Origin of the sequence: Roseobacter fucihabitans (assembly GCF_014337925.2) — a bacterium.
In the GTDB taxonomy this organism is placed as follows: Bacteria; Pseudomonadota; Alphaproteobacteria; order Rhodobacterales; family Rhodobacteraceae; genus Roseobacter; species Roseobacter fucihabitans.
Genome location: NZ_CP143423.1, coordinates 2,765,965 through 2,787,582 on the forward strand (window position 1 = coordinate 2,765,965; position 21,618 = coordinate 2,787,582).

19 protein-coding genes and 2 pseudogenes are annotated in these 21,618 nt (G+C 57.3%); 16 read left to right on the forward strand and 5 right to left on the reverse strand.

The genetic code is table 11. From position 1 onward, the window contains the following. Positions 1–26 precede the first annotated feature (26 nt). The 8 genes and pseudogenes from ROLI_RS13510 to ROLI_RS13545 all read left to right on the forward strand — a co-directional run. Positions 27–839 carry a DeoR/GlpR family DNA-binding transcription regulator gene (locus ROLI_RS13510; protein WP_187430351.1) on the forward strand — a complete coding sequence of 271 codons (813 nt, stop codon included), beginning with the start codon at positions 27–29 and terminating at the stop codon, positions 837–839. 25 nt (positions 840–864) lie between these two features. Beyond that, positions 865–1,860: a rhamnose ABC transporter substrate-binding protein gene (gene rhaS / locus ROLI_RS13515; protein WP_187430352.1), complete on the forward strand. Its 996-nt coding sequence runs from the start codon at positions 865–867 to the stop codon at positions 1,858–1,860. 75 nt (positions 1,861–1,935) lie between these two features. Continuing rightward, a complete protein-coding gene (locus tag ROLI_RS13520; RefSeq protein ID WP_187430353.1) occupies positions 1,936–3,468 on the forward strand; it encodes a sugar ABC transporter ATP-binding protein in 1,533 nt (510 codons plus the stop codon). After that, positions 3,465–4,457, forward strand: a complete 993-nt coding sequence (locus ROLI_RS13525; protein WP_187430354.1) for an ABC transporter permease — start codon at positions 3,465–3,467, stop codon at positions 4,455–4,457. Before ROLI_RS13520 ends, ROLI_RS13525 begins: the two co-directional genes overlap by 4 nt. Then, positions 4,454–5,458: an ABC transporter permease gene (locus ROLI_RS13530; protein WP_187430355.1), complete on the forward strand. Its 1,005-nt coding sequence runs from the start codon at positions 4,454–4,456 to the stop codon at positions 5,456–5,458. The genes ROLI_RS13525 and ROLI_RS13530 overlap by 4 nt, the downstream gene beginning before the upstream one ends. Beyond that, complete coding sequence (locus ROLI_RS13535) at positions 5,455–5,772, forward strand: L-rhamnose mutarotase (protein WP_187430356.1); 318 nt, start codon at positions 5,455–5,457, stop codon at positions 5,770–5,772. The genes ROLI_RS13530 and ROLI_RS13535 overlap by 4 nt, the downstream gene beginning before the upstream one ends. After that, positions 5,769–7,157, forward strand: coding sequence for an FGGY-family carbohydrate kinase (locus ROLI_RS13540; RefSeq protein ID WP_187430357.1), 1,389 nt, complete (start codon positions 5,769–5,771; stop codon positions 7,155–7,157). Before ROLI_RS13535 ends, ROLI_RS13540 begins: the two co-directional genes overlap by 4 nt. A gap of 44 nt (positions 7,158–7,201) precedes the next feature. Beyond that, positions 7,202–8,308: pseudogene (locus tag ROLI_RS13545) on the forward strand (IS3 family transposase); the annotation flags it as partial. Positions 8,309–8,563: 255 nt separating this feature from the next. On the opposite strand, the gene ROLI_RS13550 reads toward ROLI_RS13545, so the two are convergent. The 5 genes from ROLI_RS13550 to ROLI_RS13570 all read right to left on the reverse strand — a co-directional run bounded on the left by ROLI_RS13550 (position 8,564) and on the right by ROLI_RS13570 (position 12,876). Continuing rightward, on the reverse strand, positions 8,564–9,292 hold the full coding sequence (locus ROLI_RS13550; RefSeq protein WP_187431269.1) for an amino acid ABC transporter ATP-binding protein: 729 nt from the start codon (positions 9,290–9,292) through the stop codon (positions 8,564–8,566). After that, positions 9,289–9,945: an amino acid ABC transporter permease gene (locus ROLI_RS13555; protein ID WP_187431268.1), complete on the reverse strand. Its 657-nt coding sequence runs from the start codon at positions 9,943–9,945 to the stop codon at positions 9,289–9,291. The genes ROLI_RS13550 and ROLI_RS13555 overlap by 4 nt, the downstream gene beginning before the upstream one ends. A gap of 3 nt (positions 9,946–9,948) precedes the next feature. After that, entirely contained in the window at positions 9,949–10,668 is a 720-nt protein-coding gene (locus ROLI_RS13560; RefSeq protein WP_187431267.1) for an amino acid ABC transporter permease, read from the reverse strand. A 60-nt stretch (positions 10,669–10,728) separates the two neighbouring features. Beyond that, a complete protein-coding gene (locus tag ROLI_RS13565) occupies positions 10,729–11,595 on the reverse strand; it encodes an amino acid ABC transporter substrate-binding protein (protein ID WP_187431266.1) in 867 nt (288 codons plus the stop codon). 330 nt (positions 11,596–11,925) lie between these two features. After that, complete coding sequence (locus tag ROLI_RS13570; RefSeq protein WP_187431265.1) at positions 11,926–12,876, reverse strand: LysR family transcriptional regulator; 951 nt, start codon at positions 12,874–12,876, stop codon at positions 11,926–11,928. A 118-nt stretch (positions 12,877–12,994) separates the two neighbouring features. Between ROLI_RS13570 and ROLI_RS13575 the strand changes: the two genes are divergently transcribed. The 8 genes and pseudogenes from ROLI_RS13575 to ROLI_RS13610 all read left to right on the forward strand — a co-directional run bounded on the left by ROLI_RS13575 (position 12,995) and on the right by ROLI_RS13610 (position 21,544). Continuing rightward, complete coding sequence (locus ROLI_RS13575) at positions 12,995–14,008, forward strand: D-cysteine desulfhydrase (protein ID WP_187431264.1); 1,014 nt, start codon at positions 12,995–12,997, stop codon at positions 14,006–14,008. A gap of 12 nt (positions 14,009–14,020) precedes the next feature. Then, positions 14,021–14,752 (forward strand): amino acid racemase, encoded by a 732-nt coding sequence (locus ROLI_RS13580; protein WP_316247476.1) that lies wholly within the window; start codon positions 14,021–14,023, stop codon positions 14,750–14,752. Between the two features lie 379 nt (positions 14,753–15,131). Further along, on the forward strand, positions 15,132–15,470 hold the full coding sequence (locus ROLI_RS13585) for a P-II family nitrogen regulator (RefSeq protein ID WP_187431263.1): 339 nt from the start codon (positions 15,132–15,134) through the stop codon (positions 15,468–15,470). 43 nt (positions 15,471–15,513) lie between these two features. After that, on the forward strand, positions 15,514–16,917 hold the full coding sequence (glnA, locus tag ROLI_RS13590) for a type I glutamate--ammonia ligase (RefSeq protein ID WP_187431262.1): 1,404 nt from the start codon (positions 15,514–15,516) through the stop codon (positions 16,915–16,917). A gap of 265 nt (positions 16,918–17,182) precedes the next feature. Continuing rightward, positions 17,183–17,967, forward strand: a pseudogene (locus ROLI_RS13595) (IS5 family transposase). Positions 17,968–18,062: 95 nt separating this feature from the next. After that, the gene (locus ROLI_RS13600) at positions 18,063–18,989 is read left to right on the forward strand and encodes an alpha/beta fold hydrolase (RefSeq protein WP_187431261.1); all 927 of its coding nucleotides are present in this window, start codon (positions 18,063–18,065) and stop codon (positions 18,987–18,989) included. A 242-nt stretch (positions 18,990–19,231) separates the two neighbouring features. Next, positions 19,232–20,572, forward strand: coding sequence for a dimethylsulfonioproprionate lyase DddP (gene dddP, locus ROLI_RS13605; protein ID WP_187431260.1), 1,341 nt, complete (start codon positions 19,232–19,234; stop codon positions 20,570–20,572). 279 nt (positions 20,573–20,851) lie between these two features. Then, positions 20,852–21,544 carry a VPLPA-CTERM sorting domain-containing protein gene (locus tag ROLI_RS13610; protein ID WP_262386594.1) on the forward strand — a complete coding sequence of 231 codons (693 nt, stop codon included), beginning with the start codon at positions 20,852–20,854 and terminating at the stop codon, positions 21,542–21,544. Positions 21,545–21,618 lie beyond the last annotated feature (74 nt).

The following is a 21,618-nucleotide window of genomic DNA, read 5'->3' on the forward strand; positions in this document are numbered from 1 at the left end:
CGCTGACGTCATCGAAAGGGTCACCAATGCACGAGAAAGATCGCCATCGCGTCATTTTATCCGCCGTTCAGGACCGCGCGCTGGTAACGGTGACGGATTTATGTGCACTCACCGGTGCCTCCGAGGCCACAGTGCGGCGCGACATCAACACATTGGACGATCAGAAACGCTTGCGCAGGGTGCGCGGCGGGGCTGAGGCGCTGACCGCAACACCCTTTGTGGGCCTGGCCGGGCGTCCGTTTTCCGTCAACGAAACCATGAATAATGCCGAGAAACAGGCCATCGCCGCCGCCGCCGTTGATCTGTGTGAGGATGGTGAGCCGATCATCATCAATGGCGGGACAACGACGTTTCAGATGGTACATCCGCTGGCATCGCGTCGGATGCAGGTCTTTACCAATTCATTTCCCATCGCGGAACATCTGCTCAAAAACAGCCGCAACACGGTGATGTTGTCGGGTGGGATCATATACCGCGAACAAAACATCATCCTGTCGCCTTTTGACAATGACGTGACGCGCAATTTCTACGCCAAACGTATGTTCATGGGCGCGCAGGGCATCGGCCCGCTGGGTCTTATGGAACAGGATCCCCTGCTCATTCAGGCGGAACAAAAACTGATCGGTCAGGCCGAGGAGCTGATCGTGTTGGTGGACAGTTCCAAATTCGCCAACCGTTCCAGCCTGGTGCTCTGCCCACTTGAGCGGATTGACACGATCATCACCGATGACGGCATTCACGACCGCACCGCGGCCATGCTGGAATCGGCAGATATCACATTGATCGTGGTGCCTACGGGTGCTGCGCAAAAAGAGGGGGTGGCGAAACTGCCAGCCTGATTGCAACCACTCCAGGGAGGAAACCATGAGTGTATTCAAGAAACTAGCCGCATCCGTTGCATTGGCCGGCGCGATGCTGGGCACACCTGCTTTTGCACAAGACAACGTGCGCATCGCATTGGTGGTCAAGGCATTAGGCATTGGCTTCTTTGAGGCCGCCGCCGAAGGTGCCGAGGAAGCCGCAGCAGAGCTGGGCAACGTCGAGATCATTTACACCGGCCCGACGGACACGACCGCAGAAGGCCAGATCGAGGTCATCAACGCATTGATTGCCCAGCAGGTTGATGCGATCGCCATTTCCGCAAATGATACGGACGCTTTGGTGCCCGCACTAAAGCGTGCCATGCAGCGCGGCATCACCGTGATCAGCTGGGATTCCGGTGTCGCCTCTGAGGGGCGTCAACTGCACCTGAACCCGTCGTCAAACTCGCTGATTGGCAATATGATCATCAAACTGGCGGCGGATCATCTGCCCCAGGGCGGTGATGTCGCCGTACTCTCAGCGACCACCACCTCGACCAACCAAAACACCTGGATCGAGGAGATGAACAAGGTGATGGGCGATTATCCCGGCATCGAGGTTGTCGCGACGGTCTACGGGGATGACCTTGCCGATAAATCCTACCGCGAAGCGACGGGCCTGATGCAATCCTACCCCGATCTGGACGCGATCATCGCGCCAACCTCCGTCGGCATCGTGGCCGCCGCACAGGCGGTTGTTGATGCAGGCAAAGTGGGTCAGGTCAACGTCACGGGCCTTGGTCTGCCCTCCGAGATGGCGGGTGCCATCGGCTCCGGTGCCTCGCAGTCCTTTGCGATCTGGAATCCAATTGATCTTGGCTATTCGGCAACGATGCTGGCCTATGAACTCAGTCAGAACGGTGTAAAGGCCAGCCCCGGCGCGGAAATCCCGATGGGTCGCATGGGCAGCCTGACGCTGGACGATAAAAACGAAGGCGCAATGGCCGATCCTTTTGTCTATGACGCCAGCAACATCGAGCAGTTCAAGTCGATCTTCTGAACCGCTCTGCATGACCGGTCCGGCGCGTCCTGGGCACCGGGCCGGATACCCCACCCCGCTCCCATGAGGTTTCGAATGACGACGCAGATCGCGCCAAATGCGCCCGTCGTGTCGATGGACATGATCACCAAGACCTTTCCCGGAGTGAAGGCCCTGGATGCGGTGAAACTGGACCTCTACCCCGGTCAGGTCACCGCCCTTGTGGGCGAAAACGGCGCTGGTAAATCCACCACGGTCAAAATTCTTACCGGAATCTACCACCCCGATGCGGGCACGGTGCGGATCGACGGCAAGCCCACCGTCTTTTCCAACCCCAATGACGCTGTGGATGCGGGCATAACCGCGATCCATCAGGAGACCGTGCTGTTTGACGAACTCTCGGTTGCCGAGAACATCTATATCGGTCACGCCCCGCGCACGCGGTTGGGCCTGATTGACATCGCGCAGATGCACCGCAGCGCCAGCACGCTTTTGGATGAAATCGGCGCGCCCTTCAGTTCGCGTACCCCGTTGCGCGATCTTGGCATCGCCAACAAGCACCTCGTAGCCATTGCGCGCGCGCTTTCCATTGATGCCCGCGTGGTGATCATGGACGAACCGACTGCTGCGCTGTCCCACAAGGAGATCGAAGAGCTTTACGCGCTGGTCGAGACCCTGAAATCGCAGGGCAAGGCCATCCTCTTCATCAGCCACAAGTTCGATGAGATCTTCCGCATCGCTGATCGCTATACCGTGTTTCGCGACGGTACTTTTGTGGGGGACGGTATGATTGCGCAGATCGACGAAGATGCTCTGGTCAGGATGATGGTTGGCCGTGCAGTCGATCATATTTTCCCGCAGCGTGATCCCGTCGTGGGCGAGAACGTGTTGCAGGTTGTGGGCTACGCGCACCTCACCGAATTTGCCGACATCGGGTTTACCCTGAAGCGCGGTGAAATCCTCGGGTTCTATGGCCTCGTGGGCGCCGGGCGGTCGGAATTCATGCAGGCTCTGTTCGGCATCACCAAACCCAGCAAGGGAGTGACAAAGATCAACCACCAGATACGCGTGATACGCTCGCCTGCCGATGCGGTAAAGAACGGGATCGTCTATGTCCCGGAGGATCGCGGCAAACAGGGCGCGATCATCGGCCTGCCGATTTTTCAGAACATCACCCTGCCCTCCCTTGCACGCACCTCGCGAAACGGTTTTTTGAAATTGGCCGAAGAATTCAAACTGGCCCGCGCATACGCCGAACGGCTCGACCTGCGCGCCGCAAGCCTTGATCAGGACGTCGGTAATCTATCGGGGGGAAACCAGCAAAAAGTTGTGATTGCCAAATGGCTGGCCACGCAACCCCAGGTCATTATTCTGGACGAACCCACAAAGGGCATCGACATCGGATCCAAGGCCGCGGTGCACGCCTTCATGGCCGAGTTGGCCGCGCAGGGGCTGTCCATCATCATGGTCAGCTCGGAAATTCCCGAAGTCATCGGCATGTCGGATCGCGTCATCGTCATGCGCGACGGGCGCATCGCGGCCGAGCTTGCGGGGGTTGATCTGACACCCGAAACCCTCGTGCGGCACGCCGCCGGCATTGTCACCGCGACAGAAAGCGCCTTGGCATGACCCGGTACTGGCTGACACGCGAAACGCTCCTCGCCAGTGCTATTCTGGCGCTGATACTTCTGATCGCATCGCGGTTTCCGGGCTTTGTCGCCCCCGCCAACCTCGCCAATGTGTTCAACGATACTGCCCCGCTGATCATACTGGCGCTGGGACAGATGGTCGTGATCCTGACGCGCTGCATTGATCTGTCGGTGGCGGCCAATCTGGCGCTGACGGGCATGGCCGTGGCGATGATCAATGTCGCCCTGCCCGGCTTGCCGATCCCGATCATCGTCGCCATCGCCATCGCCATGGGGGCGGTGATGGGTGCGATCAACGGCCTTCTGGTTTGGAAACTGGCGATCCCGCCCATCGTGGTCACCTTGGGCACAATGACGATCTTTCGCGGGATTATCTTTCTGATCTCAGACGGGAAATGGGTGAACTCCCATGAAATGTCACCCGCCTTCACGGGGTTTCCGCGCGCTGAATTCCTGGGCCTGCCGGTCTTGTCATGGAGTGCAATCGCCACGGTTGTGATCTTTGCCATCATGATGTCGCGCACGCCCCTAGGCCGCTCGATCTTTGCGGTGGGCGGCAATCCGCATGCGGCGGTCTATACCGGCATCGACGTGGGCCGCACGCAGTTTCTGGCGTTCACCATTTCCGGGGCCCTCGCAGGGCTGACCGGGTATCTTTGGGTAGCGCGTTATGCCGTGGCCTATGTGGATATTGCGGGCGGGTTCGAGCTTGAGGTGGTCGCAGCCTGTGTGATTGGCGGCATCTCGATTGCGGGCGGCATCGGATCGGTGGGCGGTGCGGTCTTGGGCGCAATATTCCTGGGCGTGGTGAAAAACGCCCTGCCCGTCGTGAACATCTCCCCCTTCTGGCAACTGGCCATCTCCGGCAGCGCCATCCTCATTGCGGTCGCCTTTAACGCCCGTGCGGGGCGCCAAAAAGGCCGCATCATCCTCAAATCAGCCGAAAAACCAACGGGGGCCACCCCATGACCGAGGCAAGCGTTCAATCCCGCCATGTGCCCGACCGCCTGAACAGCCGCGCCCATCGTATCTTGCGCAGCTGGGAAGCCCTGTTGCTGGCGGTCGCCATCGCCATCTTTATCGTCAACAGCTTCGCGTCCCCCTATTTTCTCAACGCCTGGAACCTGAGCGATGCGACCTTCAACTTCACCGAAAAGGCGATGATCGCCTTTGCCATGGCGCTGCTGATCATTTCGGGCGAAATTGACCTCTCGGTCGCCTCGATCATCGCGCTGGCCAGCACGGCCATGGGCTTTGCGCTGCAATACGGTGCAGGCACGCCCGAGCTGGTCGTGATCGGCCTGACGGTGGGCCTGCTCTGTGGGGCGTTCAACGCCTTTTTCGTTACCATCCTCGGCCTGCCCTCGATCGTGGTCACCATCGGCACGATGAGCCTGTTTCGCGGCATCAGCTTCATCATTCTGGGCGATGATGCGTACCGGGGGTATCCGGCGAGCTTTTCGTGGTTCGGTCAGGGCTATATCTATTGGGTCTTCACCGTGGAAATGCTGCTCTTTGTGATCATCGCGGTGATTTACGGCGTGGTTTTGCACAAAACCAACTTTGGCCGTGCCGTCTATGCCATCGGCAACAACCCCACCGGCGCGCTGTTCAGCGGCATAAGGGTACAGCGGGTCAAGTTCATCCTGTTCCTGCTTACCGGTCTGATGTCCGGCATCGCCGCCGTGTGCCTCACCTCGCGCCTTGGCTCCACCCGCCCCAGCATCGCCACGGGCATGGAGCTTGAGGTCGTCACGATGGTCGTGCTGGGCGGCGTCAATATCCTCGGCGGCTCCGGCTCAATCCCCGGCATCGTGATCGCAGCCTTCGTGATGGGTCTTGTGACTTTTGGGTTGGGCTTGCTGAACGTGCCGGGCATTGTGATGTCGATTTTCATCGGCCTGTTGCTGATCGGTGTCATCGCATTGCCACGCCTATGGGCCATGGCCGCCGCGCGGAGGGCAAAATGACCGAACGCTTCGTCTTTCGCATGCGCCTGAACGCCGGGATGGAGGCCGAATACCAACGCCGTCATGACGCGATATGGCCGGAGCTGGTGGCGCTGCTGCGCAGGGCAGGCATCCGCGACTACTCAATCCATTTTGACCCCGAAACCCTGTTGTTGATCGGCGTGTTGGAACGCAGTGACGCTCACACCATGGACGCCCTTCCCGCTCATCCGATCCTGCAAAAATGGTGGGCGCATATGGCCGATCTCATGGAAACCGGGCCTGATAATGCGCCTGTGGCCGTTCCATTGGCGCGGGTGTTTCACATGCCATGACCGCACCGCGCCACATCGCCGTCATCGACATCGGTAAAACCAACGCCAAACTCGCGCTGGTTGATCTTGCAACACGCACTGAAATCGCCGTTGTCACCCGACCGAACAAGGGTCTCCAAGGCCCGCCTTGGGCGCATTTTGACACCGACGGGCATTGGGACTTCCTGCTGGGCGCGCTCAAGACGTTCCACCGCGCGCACCACGTCGATGCGATTTCCGTCACGACCCATGGTGCGAGCATTGCCTTGCTGGATCGTGATGGCGTGCTCGCGGCCCCGATCATCGATTATGAACACCCGATCCCGGACGCCATCGCCGCCGCCTATGACGCGCTGCGCCCGCCCTTTGCGCATACTGGATCACCGCGCCTGGCAAACGGTCTGAACGCTGGCGCGCAGTTGCACTATATGTTTGCCCAAGACCCAAGATTGCTTGCCCGCACCGACAAAATCGTGACGTACCCGCAATATTGGGGCCATCGGCTGACCGGTGTTGCCGCCTGCGATGTGACGTCAATCGGGTGCCACACGGATCTTTGGCACCCCACAAGCGGCACCTTTTCAGACGTGGTGGACCGCTTGGGTCTTGCGGGGAAAATCGCGCCGGTGCGCAAATCCGGTGATATCCTTGGCACGCTGCTGCCCTCGATTGCCAAGGCCACCGGCCTCCCCCCTGCCACGCCCGTCGCTGTGGGTATGCACGATTCCAATGCCTCGCTCTATCCCCATATCCTGGAACGGGATGCGCCCTTCAGCGTCATTTCCACGGGGACATGGGTCATCGTTATGGCCCTGGGCGGGCGCCCTATTGGTCTTGACCCGGATCGCGATACGCTGATGAACGTCTCGGCTTTGGGCGATCCGGTCCCCTCCGCGCGCTTCATGGGTGGGCGGGAATACGAGAGGGTACAACAAGCGCACCCCTGCGCGCCAACACCCAATGACATCGCGCAGGTGCTGGCAGAAAAACGGATGCTCCTGCCCGCGGTCGAGGCTCAGACCGGACCCTTTCAAGGGCGCCAAATGCGCTGGATTGGGACGGAACCGGCCGTCGGATCCGGGCTACGGGCCGCAGCGCTCTCCTTCTATCTGGCGATGATGACCGATACATGCCTTGACCTTACGGGTGCGGACGGGCCATCGATTGTCGAGGGCCCGTTCGCGGGCAACCCCGAGTTTCTGAGGATGCTGGCTGCCGCGACAGGTCGCCCCGTTTTTGCCAGTGATGCCGCGACAGGCACTGCCATCGGGGCGGCATTGCTCTTTGCTGACAAACCCCCATCGGGGCGGATGCTGCCCGCAACCAAGCTCGACAACCCATCGCAATGGCGGGCTTATGCCGCGTTATGGCGCAAATTTTGCCAGTCTGGACCTGTCGCGGTTTGATGCCGCTCCTTTGATAGCATTTACTGCACCAAAGGAGACGGACTATGGGACTGAAACGAACGGACGAATTCCGCCAAGATGCAATGCGTATCGCATTGACCAGTGGGCTGACGCGCAAGCAGGTGGCTGACGATCTGGGTGTCGGGATGTCGACGCTGAACAAATGGATCACCGCGCACCGAGATACAGACGTGGTGTCGAAAGAGGATTTGAGCCTCGCTCAAGAGAATGATCGACTTCGACGGGAGAACCGACTCCTGAAGGAGAAGAGGGAGATCTTAAAAAGGGCCACCCAGTTCTTCGCGGGCCTAAAGCAATGAGATTTAGGTTTATCCACTGCCCGGCAGTGCATTGAAAATGCACGAGAGGGGAAGAACACAGGTGCAGCTTCCCAGCCAACCGGTTGTGCAATGTTGTGGGCGTCAGCACAAGCGGGCTACGCGCATTCCGCAACCGTCCTGCCAGCCGAAGACGGCGGTCTGACTTGGTCACGCTTGCGCACATCCATTGCCCGGCAGTGTATTGAAAATACATGAGAGGGAAGGAGCGGTCCCGTCTCAGCCCGGGCAGCTATGGTCGACCGCGCATGACTGAAGAGCTGAAGGAGATCGGTCTGAATGTTGGCCATCGTCGTGTTGGTCGTCTGATGCGTCAGAACGGAATAACCGTGGTCAGGACCCGTAAACACAAGGTCACAACCATTGCCCGGCAGGCGATTGCACAGCAATCTGCTGAGAGGGGGACAGCGACCATAAGTTCAACATAGCGCCGAACCTGCTGGATCGGGACTTCACCGCAGATGCGCCAAATCAGAAGTGGGCTGGTGACATCAGCTACGTTTGGACCCGAGAGGGTTGGTTGTACCTGGCTGTCATCCTCGACCTGCATTCAAGGCGCGTCGTTGGTTGGGCCGTCAGTAATCGCATGAAGCGCGATCTGGCAATTAGGGCGCTGAAGATGGCGATTGCATTCCGGTTACCGCCGAAAGACTGCATTTATTACCCGACAGGCGATTACAAGGTAATCTGCCGAGAGGGCACCACACGGATCGCGGCAGCCAATATTGTTCTCATGATTATCAGAAGGTCCTGCGCCAGCATGGCTTCAAGGTATCGATGAGCGGCAAAGGAAATTGCTATGATAATGCCGCCCCCTCTCGGCAGATTGCTTTGCAATCGCCTGCCGGGCAATGGTACGCTTTTGAACGGAAAGTGGCTTAAACGAGCACCTGGGGCGGCACAAAAGCGCGACAGGTCCAGTCCGGATAAAAGCGGGTCCCTATCCGCCCTCACAAGGAGCCGCGCTGCACCGCAGGAACGCGCGCCCATTCCACCGACATGCCCCTTTTTAACGCCAACAAAACGCGCAGGGCATGGCGGCATCCGCTGGTACAATGAAACCGCCTGTCAGTGGTTCAATATCTTAGACAGGAAGTCTTTGGCACGCGCACTCTCAGGGTGGTCGAAAAATTCAGTGGTCGGCCTGTCCTCGATAATGGCCCCTTCATCCATGAAAATGACCCGATCTGCGACCTTGCGCGCAAAGCCCATTTCATGGGTGACGACCATCATTGTCATGCCTTCCTGCGCCAATTCAACCATGACATCCAGCACCTCCTTGATCATCTCCGGATCAAGCGCCGAGGTCGGCTCGTCAAAGAGCATGGCAATCGGATCCATCGCCAGCGAGCGCGCAATTGCAATACGCTGCTGTTGACCCCCCGACAACTGGCTGGGGAATTTCTTTGAATGATCTTCCATACCCACCCGCGCCAGCAGTTTTTCGGCGCGCGCAACAGCCTCCGCCCGGCTGCGTTTCAGGACTTTCTCCTGCGCCAGACACAGGTTTTCCAGCACCGTCATATGCGGGTAAAGTTCGAAATGCTGGAACACCATGCCAATGCGAGAGCGCAGCGCCGTCAGATTGGCCCCCTTGGCCGTCACCTCGTCGCCGTCCACGCTGATCTTGCCCTGCTGTACCGGCTCCAACCCGTTGACGCATTTGATCAATGTCGATTTTCCCGATCCTGACGGACCACAGACCACGACGACCTCACCCTTGGTCACATTGGTCGTGCAATCGGTCAGAACTCTGAAATCGCCATACCATTTGCTAATGTTATCAAGAGTGATCATGTGCTCATCCGGGACTTGAGGCTTCTCACGTACATTGACCCGGAGAAGCAGATTACGAAATAGACGACGGCGGCAAAGAGGTACATTTCAACCAATCGCCCTTCGGTCCGCGCGACGATGGAAGAGGCCGTCATGAAGTCGCGCAGCGACACGACAAAGACCAGCGATGTATCCTGAAACAGAATGATGCATTGCGTCACGAGGATCGGGATCATGTTGCGAAAGGCCTGAGGCAACACGACATAACGCTGGATCTGCCAGTAGTTCAGCCCCGTGGATTGGCCCGCGTGGACCTGACCCCGTTTGACGCTTTGGATGCCAGCGCGCATGATTTCCGAGTAGTAGGCCGCCTCAAAGAGGACAAAGGCGATGAGTGCGGAATAAAAGCTGCCGATCGGACGCCCGATGGCCAGAGGCACCAGAAAAAAGAACCAGAAGATCACGAGGATCAAGGGAACCGAGCGGATCAGGTTCACATAGGTGGCGGCGACAAAAGCCAGCGGTTTGATGCCCGACAGTCGCGCGAGTGCCAGCAATGTGCCCAGAACGATCCCGCCGATGATCGACAGAAAGGTCAACCAGAGGCTGAGTTGCAGGCCCTGCCACAGGAAAGGCAAAGAGGTCCAGATCAGGTTGAAATCAAAATCTGCCATGATTTAGCCCTCCTTTCCGACATAACCCGGAATGCGGGTGTATTTTTCCAGGACCTGCATGATGATCGTCGCGATCAGCGCAATGCATACGTATATCACGGTCGCGGCGGTGAAGGCTTCAAAGCCTTGAAAGGTGTATTCAGCAATCTGCTGGCTTTGCGCAGTCAATTCCAAAAGCCCGATGGTGAGAGCGAGAGAGGAATTCTTGAAAACCGTCAGGAATTCGGAGGTCAGCGGCGGCACGATCATCCGGAAGGAGATCGGCAATAGCACATAGCGATAGGTTTGGGAGACATTGAGACCATGCGCGGTGGCGGCGGCCGTCAAGCCGGGCGGCACGGTTTCGATCCCCGCACGTACCTGCTCGGCGATCCGCGAGGCCGTGTAGAGCCCGAGCGCCACGACGGCGGTGACAAATTCGGGGTTCGGCATGTCGCGCTTCATCCATCTGCCCCAATCCGCGGGCAGCAGTTCAGGCACGGCGAAATACCAGATGAACATCTGCACCAACAAAGGCACATTGCGGAATATTTCGACATAGGTGGCACAGATGCCCCGGATCACCCCGTTCGGCACCGTCTTGCCGACCCCGACAAGCGCGCCGATGACAATGGCAATGCACCAGGCGCTCAGCGCGACTGAGACGGTCCAGCCAAAACCACTGATGAGCCAGTTGAGGTATTGTTCCTCAAACAGGACCGACCAGTTCCAATTATAGTTCATGCCTAATGCCCCCGCATAAGAAAAGACCGGTAGGGTTTATCCTACCGGTCCTGTTTTCGACTACTCTGGCAATGCGCCAAGCTTGAAAGCTGCTTTGAGCAACGGATCCGCAGGCACACCCAGCGGATCGAACCACTTTGAGTAAATCGCATCGATCTCCCCGGAGCGGAACACGGCGGCAAGCGCCTTTTTCCCGACGAGTTCAAAGGCGCTGTCATCGCGACGCACCATCAGGGCATAGGGGTCAAAGGAGAGGAACTCGCCGACAACCGCAAAATCATCCGGGTTCTTGGATTTCGAGATCAGACCATAGAGCAGGATGTGATCGGTCGCATAGGCATCCACGCGGTCGGTCTCAAGCGACAACATCCCTTCGGCATGATCGCGCACCGGCAGGACTTTAACGTCCATTCCGGCGGCTTCAACAGCCGCCATCACGGCGCGCTCATTGGTCGTACCTTGGGCCAGGGCCACAGCCTTGCCATCCAGGTCGGCGACCGAATTAATACCGGAATCCTTGCGGGTCAAAATCTTGGTGCCGGTCACAAAAGTCACCGGCATATATTCAACCTGCTGTTGGCGTGTGAGGTTATTGGTGGTGGAGCCGCATTCCAGATCAATGGTGCCATTGGCCATCAGCGCGATGCGCGTCTTGGGATTAACCGGCACGTATTTGACCGTCAATTCCTGATCAAGCTCTGCGGCGACGGCCTCGACGATCTTCATGCACAGATCGATGGAATAGCCTACGGGCTGCTGATTTTCGTCAAGATACGCGAAGGGGACCGAGCTTTCACGGTGGCCGATCACGATTTCACCGCTCGCCGCAATCTTGTCCAATGTGCCGCCGTGGCCGTCAGCAAAGGCTGCCGGGGTCGAAAGACCCAGCGTGACCGCCGCTGTTAATAGCATGTTTTTGATAAACATTTGGATACTCCCTGCTTATTTTGGTTATCGATGCTTTCAGATTTCAGTATTTTACCTGATCAGTTACCATCCCCTAAGTTCGGCTGATGCGCCAATGCGAAATCCGAAAATTGCATAAATCAGACGCTAACCCTTCGTTAAGGTCAGGTCTAATGCAAATTAGCGCTTACAAATTGCACAGATCGCAATTTTTTAATGCAAACCAGCCGAGCGTCGCTGTCTTGCTACAAGCGCCCTCTCGCCACACCAATACTTTTTGGCATCACGAATAGTGGCACCGCACGACACCCCACCGGGTGTCGTGGCCTTCTGGAGGCGACAGGATTGATCTTATCCCACGTCAGCGGGCCCTTGCGACGGATCAGATGCGGGCGCGCTGCTCTTCAAGTGCTCGGGCAGTGCAATTTGCCCCAGGATGTCATGCCAGGCGCATACTGATTCCGCACCCCCATTTTCCGACAATCGGAACGCTTTGATATCGAGGCGCTGAACGGGCAACGCCGCTTCCAGCGACATCAACGTCCCTTGCGCCAGAGCGGCACCAACCATGGAACGCGGCAACCACGCCACGCCGATCCCGCCAAGCGCAAATTCATAAGCGGCAAGCGTGAGGGCTGTTTCGGCCTTGGTGACAACCTGCGTCTGCGCATTCAGACGCGGCGCAATATGGCGGTCAAACACTTGGCCCAGAAACACACCGGACGGATAGCTGATCCCAGGGATCTGTGTTGCGCCAATGCACTCGCGCAAGGCGGGCGCACAGACCGGAATGAGCGTATCACCCCCCAAGGTCAAAGGCTCAAAGGCACGCTCCAAGAACGGCACCGGCTCACCGGGCACACTATACATAACCGCAAAATCGACCTCGCCAGACAACAGCAGCATCAGGCACTCTTCCTGATTGCACGACCGCACCTTGACCGACGCATCGCTTTCGGCTGTGAACGCGCGCACAATCCACGGCGCCACAGTCGTGGTGATCGCATGCTGGCAGGCAAAACTGAGGGTGCCGCCGGTCTGGCCGGTTGCCACTTTCAGCTTATGCCTCACTTTTCGCAGGCGCATAGCGAGGTCGCGCAACTCCGGCGCAAGCGCCTCAACCCCCGCCAACAAGGTGACCGGTTTGCGCCGCCGGTCAAACAGCTCCACGCCGATGCTGTCCTCAATCAACCGCACACGCCGCGTAAAGGCTGATTGCGTCAGCAGACGCTTTTCCGCAGCCCGCGCAAGGGATCCGTTGTCGAGCACCGCCAAGATGTCATCAATCCACTCCAATCGCATTCGCCGCTCCACCACCCCATAACAACATGCGCATATTGCAATTTAATGGGGTCACTTTGCATTATCATTTGGCCGCCTTAAAGGTTAAAAAACGATAACAGCAAATTAAGGATCTGAAATGCATCTTGCCCGCTTTCCCCGCCGTTTTCTCGCGCACCTGCCGACACCATTGGAACGTCTTGACCGTCTGACCAAGGAATTGGGCGGACCGGAGATATGGATCAAACGCGACGATTGCACCGGCATGTCCACCGGCGGGAACAAGACGCGCAAACTGGAATTTCTGATGGCGGAGGCCGAGTTGCAAGGCGCCGAGATGGTCATCACCCAAGGGGCCACCCAATCCAACCACGCCCGTCAAACCGCTGCTTTTGCGGCGAAAATGGGCATGCAATGTCACATCGTTCTGGAAGACCGCACCGCCTCCAATAACGCCAATTATAACAACAACGGTAACGTGCTGCTGGACCACCTGCACGGCGCGACGACCGAAAAACGCCCCAGCGGGCCTGATTTCAACGTGCTGATCGAGGAAATGGCCGCGCAAATGCGGGCAGATGGCAAGAAGGTTTATGCCATTCCGGGCGGCGGTTCGAACCCCACCGGGGCCTTGGGGTATGTCAATTGTGCTTTTGAGATGCTGGCGCAGGTTAACAGCAGCGGCACCAAGATTGATCACATCGTCACCGCCACAGGCAGCGCCGGAACGCAAGCCGGGCTGATTGTCGGTCTGAAAGCGATGAACGCGCAAATCCCGCTTTTGGGCATCGGTGTGCGCGCGCCAAAGGCCAAGCAGGAAGAGAACGTCTATAACCTCGCCTGCAAAACGGCGGAAAAACTGGGCTGCCCCGGCGTCGTCGCGCGCGAGGATGTGGTGGCCAATACCGATTATGTGGGCGCAGGTTACGGCATTCCAACAGAAAGCGGGCTTGAGGCGATCAAGATGTTTGCCGAGCTTGAGGCGATCCTGCTTGATCCGGTCTATTCCGCCAAAGGGGCCGCCGGTTTCATCGATCTGATCCGCAAGGGTCACTTCAAAAAAGGCGAAAGGGTTGTCTTCCTTCACACTGGCGGGTCGGTTGCCCTGTTTGGTTATGACGCCTCCTTTGATTTCTCGGATCGCTGGTCCTGATCGGCGCTCAACGTGGCAAACACATCCCGCAAGTTTCGCAAAATCGGCATTCTGGGCGGGATGGGTGTCGAGGCCACTCTTGAGTTGATGAAAAGGGTGCATGGGGAAACCGTCGGCGAGGATGATCAGGATCATATTCCGATGTTTGTGGATATGAACCCGCAGGTTCCGTCCCGGATTGCCCATCTGATCGAAAAGGCCGGTCCCGATCCGGGTCCGGTGCTTGCCGAAATGGCGCTCGGATTGGAACGGGCCGGTGCTGAGGCTTTGGCAATGCCGTGCAACACGGCTCACCTTTATGCCCCGCAAATTGAGCAGCAGGTGAGCATTGATCTCTTGAACATGCCAAAACTTGCCTGCGCGCAAGTGGCGGCGGGGCTGAAACCCGGTGACACCGTCGGTATTCTGGCCTCCCCGGCGACCAACAGCAGCGGTCTGCTTGGGGGTTTTCTGGCTGAGTTCGGGATAACGCCAGCTTATCCCGAAAATGAGACCGAAATTCTGGCATCGATACGCAGGATAAAGCAAGCAGGCGCGAGCGTCGCCGACATCGCTCTTTTGGAGAGTGAGGCCAAAAAACTCGTCCAAAGGGGGGCGAAAAAAATGATCATCGGATGTTCTGAGTTTTCGCTGATCAGTGCTCAGGTCCGCTCACCCATACCCGTTCTGGATACGTTGGATGTTCTGGTGCAGGCGATCATTGCATTCTCCGGCGCGCGCGCCAAGGTTGGAACCCCGATTTAAAAGAACAATACGCAATCCAATCCGCCCGCGGCCCTGCGCTTTGCATAAAAGATCCGCGATGCCGTCACCTTAATTGACGTTGGTTGCGCGACATTGCCCTTCCAAAGCGTTGGCGCGCCGAGCGGCAACTTATACTGTCGGGCAAACCCCGCGTCCTGCCTGGCTGCCATTTGTCCGGGGTCTTGCACATTTTGAGCGGTCATTGTTTTGTCCTTCTCATTCAACGGATTCAATTTCGATTATTTTTTGAGCATAGAGCTTATTTTTTGACCGTCCGCCACTCAAACGCACTCCTGGGTGCGGCTGCGACACCTCTGGTTATGGACCCTCCTAAACCATGATGTTTTGTCCAACATGAAATGCGTCATGGGAGGCTATCATGAAAAAAATCGAGGCGGTTATCAAACCGTTCAAACTTGACGAGGTCAAAGAGGCCTTGCAGGAGGTCGGCGTTCAGGGTCTTTCCGTGATCGAAGTCAAGGGCTTTGGCCGTCAGAAAGGCCACACCGAGCTTTATCGCGGGGCGGAATATGTTGTTGATTTCCTGCCCAAAGTGAAGATCGAGATCGTTCTGGATGACGATATGGTCGATGCCGCCATTGAGGCGATCGTGACCGCCGCAAAGACCGAGAAAATCGGCGATGGTAAGATTTTTGTCACTCCTGTTGAACAATCCATCCGCATCCGAACCGGCGAAACGGGTTCTGACGCACTCTGACCCCCCCCTATAAAATCATTCCAACCAAAAGGGATATACGAGAATGAGCACTGCACTACTGAAGATGATCAAGGACGAGGACGTCGAATATGTCGACATTCGTTTCACCGACCCGCGTGGGAAATTACAACATGTCACGGTGATGTCCGATCAGGTTGATGAGGATTTCCTTGAAGAAGGTTTCATGTTTGACGGCTCCTCTATTGAGGGCTGGAAATCCATCGAGGCTTCGGACATGAAGCTGATGCCCGACACCGACAGCGCCTATATCGACCCCTTCTATGCGGAGAAAACCGTTTGTCTGCATTGCTCGGTCGTGGAGCCGGATACTGGTGAGGCTTATGAGCGCGACCCGCGTGGCACGGCGCAGAAAGCCGAAGAATACCTGAAATCTACCGGCATCGGTGATGTGGCCTATATGGGTCCTGAAGCGGAATTCTTCCTCTTTGACAACGTGCGCTATTCCAACACCATCAATAAAGTGTCCTACGAAGTGGATGCGGTTGATGCGTCCTGGAACACGGATACCGAATATGAGATGGGCAACATGGGCCACCGTCCTGGTGTCAAGGGCGGCTATTTCCCGGTGAATCCGATTGATGAATCCCAGGACCTGCGCTCGGAAATGCTCTCCACAATGAAGCGTTTGGGCATGAAAGTGGACAAGCATCACCATGAGGTGGCGTCTTGTCAGCATGAATTGGGCTTGATTTTCGACAGCTTGACCAAACAGGCCGATGAGCTGCAGAAATACAAATATGTGATCCACAACGTGGCCCACGCTTACGGCAAATCCGCGACCTTCATGCCCAAGCCCATCGCGGGCGACAATGGCACGGGGATGCATGTGAACATGTCGATCTGGAAAGACGGCAAGCCGGTTTTTGCGGGCGACAAATACGCCGATCTCAGCCAGGAAGCGCTCTATTTCATCGGCGGCATCCTGAAACACGCAAAGGCGCTCAATGCCTTCACCAACCCCGGCACCAACAGCTACAAACGCCTCATTCCGGGCTTTGAAGCCCCCGTTCTGCGCGCCTATTCCGCGCGTAACCGGTCGGGCTGTGTGCGGATCCCATGGACGGAAAGCCCCAAGGCCAAGCGTGTCGAGGCGCGTTTCCCTGATCCCTCCGCCAACCCCTATCTGTGCTTTGCCGCGCTGTTGATGGCGGGTCTTGATGGTATCCAAAGCAAGATCGATCCCGGCGAAGCGATGGATAAGAACCTCTATGATCTGCCCGCCGAAGAGCTGGCCGGTATCCCGACCGTCTGTGGATCGCTGCGCGAAGCGATGGAAGAATTGCAGGCGGATATGGATTTCCTGATCAAGGGTGATGTGTTCACCAAGGATCAGATCGAGGGCTATATCGCGCTGAAAATGGAAGAGATCGAGATGTACGAGCACACGCCGCACCCGGTCGAATTCGCGATGTATTACAGCTGCTAAGCTGCGCGGGGTGCCTGAGGCGTCCGCCCCATAATTACGATCGAGGGCGTCCCTTTCGGGGGCGCCTTTTTTCTATGACCATCAACGGTCGGCACCGTTAAAGCGTTTGCCGGAATACCTGAAATATGATCTACCCTTTAGCCCGTTGAAATTTCTAATTTCCGGTAGGGTAAAATGATTCAGGTTTTGCCTATGACCTGTTGACGTTCGGGATTCCCAAATCATCTGACTTCTGCTTCAAGGTTGCAAACATAGGGGAGCAGCCTTGACGCGAAGGGTCCTGAGCGATGCCCAGTGGGCGATCATCGACCCTTACTGCCTCGGAAAATCCAGCGATCCGGGGCAGACCGGGCGTGCTCCCCGGCTGTTTTTAGAGGCCGTCCTTTGGATCGTCCGTACCGGGGCGCAATGGCGAGAACTGCCCGAATTCGGCAAGTGGAATAGCGTGTTCAGGCGATTTCGCAGATGGGTCAAGGTGGATACTTCCTATCATATTTTCAAGGTATTAGCCTCATACGCCGACCTCGGATACGCCATGATCCTCTCTCATCGAAACTGCGTTTCGACTGCCTGGCGAGGGACGGCACCATCGTTAAGGTTCATCGTTCGGCTCAGGGCGCAAAAGGGGGATTCTTTGCCAGGCCATTGGGCGCTCTCGCGGGGGCATAAACACGAAGATATTGGCCGTAACGGATACACTCGCCAACCTCGTTGATTTCTGCCTGATGCCCGGACAAGCCCATGACCTGCGCGAAACCGACACTGATCCGCAATCAGACTGGCGGACATCTTCTCGTGGACAGGGGCTTTGACGCGGATTGGCTGCGAAATGACCTGCTGGATCGTGACATCATCCCGGTCATATCCCCGAAATCTAACCGGAAATTCCCGGCAGAGTTCGACAAGAAGACCTGCAAATGGCGGCATCTGATCGAAAACTACTTCGGCAAAATGAAGGAAAACAGAGGCATAGCCATGCGCTCGTGCAAAACAGACCAGAGCTTCAAAACCCTCATCTCGATTGCGGCGACAATCATCCAAATGCGGTGAACGTCAACAGCCCCTAAAACGCCATAGGTTTGAATTTTCTACTAATTGGTGCATTATCGCCGAATATTTTAACAATTTTTTCCGGAGACCCTGTTATGACACTGTTCCTGTCGCGTCGCACCTACGACGCTTCCAAATCCAAATTCACCAATAATCCGGCGCAGCTCACCCGCTACGTGCGCATCACGCAAGGGCCTGATGCGGCTGGCAAGTGGCAGGGCGGCATCATTGACCAAAAAGACTGGCTCGACTGCGTTGACGCGGAAGGCGATACCGATGAGGTCTTGATCTTCGTGCATGGTTTCAACAACGATCAGTTTGACGTGCTAAGCCGGTTCGACAAGATCAAAAACGGGCTCAAACAGAACGGATATCGTGGGGCCTGTATTGCCTTTGACTGGCCCAGCGGCGGTAATGTTTTCGCCTATGACAGCGATAAGCGCAACGCCAAGGCCACCGCGCGCTGTCTTGTGCAGGACGCAATCATCCCGCTCACGGAACGCGCGCCGGGCCGCAAAATCAATCTGCTGGCCCATTCCATGGGGGCCTACCTGACCCTGCGTGCGATTTCGGATTTCGACGATACCGCAACCTCGGGCGCAGGCGCGTGGTCCCTCAACGAGATCATGTTCGTTTCAGGCGATGCCGATGCCCGCTGGTTCGGGCGCGGGGCGTGGGCGTCACTGCTTCTGGCACATCGCAGTGCGCGTTTTACAAACTATTTCAGCCAGTTGGACGAAACTCTCAACCTACCTGCCGTGATCGGGAATGGCCTGCGCAAACGCGTTGGCCGCGCCGGGATGCCACCCGTCGTGGACGCGCACCACATTGACGTCTACAGCCACGAGCAATACCTCAAGGATGTACCGTCCAAGAATCAGACCTCCGCCTATTCGCACCAATGGTGGTTTGATAATGCCAAGTTTTACAAGGATTTAGCCTTGACCCTTGCGGGCCAGAACGCGCATCAAATGCCGACGCGCCAGCCGATGAACACCTCCGATCTGGCGCTGCTCAGTTGATGCCCCCGCGACGGGGCCTGCGGATCACACAACACCCACTACCGATGCCTTAGATTTAGCGCCGCTTTGGCAATCTATACGAGCCCGCCCGATGCGGTCTGATCCTGCAATGTCAAGCGCGCCACCCACCTTTGGCCGGGCGGTAGCCTTCAAAAACTACGCTTTTTCAGGTCGCAATCAAACGGGCCTCGCGCCGGATTTTACGCAAAATTCGGGGAGCGGAAGGATCACGTGAGGCCCGGATGAACCAGCATTACCGCGACAGCCGCAAGATAGACCCAGCAGGAGGTGCCCTGCTCGGGGATGGGTCGCCCAACGACATGAACCGCGTCGAAATCGGCCCGACGCAGCTGGCATTTGCCGAATGGGCGCAGGGCGGACTGGACCTGCCTGACCTTGCGGCCATGCGCGCCTTTCGCCACGCCCGTCTGACGGCGCATGTGGTGGCGCGGGGCTACGCCGGTGTGCTCATGTTTGACCCGCTCAACATCCGCTATGCCACCGACAGCACTAACATGCAGCTTTGGAACACGCATAATCCGTTTCGCGCGGTGCTGCTCTGTGCGGATGGCTATATGGTCATGTGGGATTACAAAAACTCCCCTTTTCTCAGCGAATTCAACCCTTTGGTGCGCGAACAACGCTCCGGGGCGGATCTGTTCTATTTTGACCGGGGGGATAAGGTCGGCGCGGCGGCGGATGTTTTCGCCAATGAAATCCGTGTCCTGTTGGCCGAACACGCGCCCGGTCTCAAACGGTTGGCGGTGGATAAGATCATGCTGCACGGCCTGCGCAGCCTTGAGCGGCAGGGGTTCGAGATCATGGACGGCGAGGAGGTCACCGAAAAATCCCGCGCGATCAAAGGCCCCGATGAGATCAGGGCGATGCGATGTTCCTCGCATGTCTGCGAGATCGCCGTGCGCCAGATGGAGGATTTCGCGCGCACCAACATAGGTGATGGGCAAACCTGCGAAAATGACATCTGGGCGGTTTTACACGCTGAGAATATCCGCCGCGGTGGTGAGTGGATCGAAACGCGCCTGCTGACCTCGGGGCCGCGCACCAACCCGTGGTTTCAAGAATGCGGGCCGCGTGTTTGCCAGCCCAATGAGATCATCAGCTTTGATACCGATCTGGTCGGTGCCTATGGGATCTGCACGGATATCTCGCGCAGTTGGTGGATCGGGCCGCAGAAACCGCGCCCCGATATGGTCTATGCCATGCAGCATGGCGTCGAAGACATCCGCCACAACACGGCGCTGCTCAAACCGGGCGTCATGATCCCGGAGCTTTCGGCGGGCACGCATGTGCTGGATGCGCAATTCCAGAAGCTGAAATACGGCTGCCTGATGCACGGTGTTGGGCTGTGTGATGAATGGCCGCTGGTCGCCTATCCCGATCACGCGGTGCCGGGGGCCTATGACTATCCGCTGGAGCCGGGCATGACGCTCTGTGTCGAAGCATTGGTGTCACCGGAAGGCGGTGACTTTTCGATCAAGCTTGAGGATCAGGTGTTGATCACGCAGACCGGGCATGAGGTGCTGACGCAATATCCTTTCGATTCTGCGTTGATGGATGCGTAAAGCATGGCTTTATGCACGTCACTTATCGCTCAATAGCGGCACGGCGATCCGGCGTTTCCCGCAATTCCCGAATACAATAGGGCGTTGGACCTGCCATTGTTCACCTTTGCGCAACGCGCCCCGGTTTCATTAACCAAATCCAGAATTGGCTCTTTCGAAACCGCGAAAATTTGATGTAAAACCCTTTCAACGCTTAGTACGGGAAAAATCTGCCGGACTGGCGAGTGGATTGAATAAGGTGCGAAAATAGTCTCGCGGTAATCAGTAGGAGTAGTAGTTTTGAAACTGACAGCAATCGCGGCAGCCGCCGTCGTATCCTTCGCAGCATTTCTTCCGGCGGCCCAGGCGGCCACACTTTCCGGGATGTTTGAAGTCCAGGTCGTAAATTTCGACGCCGGAGGCTCCAGTACTGGCGCACGTGCGGATCGCACAAACTTTGATGCGCGTTTTGCGGCGGCAGACAACACGCGCAAGGCCACGTTCACGTATAATGGGGCATTGGATTTCTTCATCCCAAACCCAACCAACCAGGATCTGGAAAAAATCGCCGATTTCTTCGGTTCCAACGCCACCGGTGTGGTGTCCGGCCTTGACGCTGGTGTCGCCGGGCTGCGTTTGAGCAACCCGACATTCCGGACAACCACGCTGTTTTCCTTCACCGAAGTCTTCTCGAATGCCTTCGACACGCGGGTGACACATGACGACGGTTTCACGATATATGATGACACCGTCGAACTCATTGGTTTCGCCAACCCAACGGGCATCCGTACAACGCCAAGAACGGGCACGATCAATTTCACCGGTGGTGAATTCAACCTGATCTACTCGGCGGCCAACGGTAACCCGTCCAAATTGCTGGTTGAAGGCGAAGGTATCTCAGCCGTGCCACTGCCTGCATCGGCACTGTTGCTGCTCGGCGCGATGGGTGGATTTGGTGTCGCAGCGCGTCGTAAGGCCCGCAACGCAAGCTAAGCCTCCAAATTACCGCAAAATGGAACGCGCCTCGCTTTCGGGGCGCGTTTTTTGTTACATCTGCTCCTTCGGCG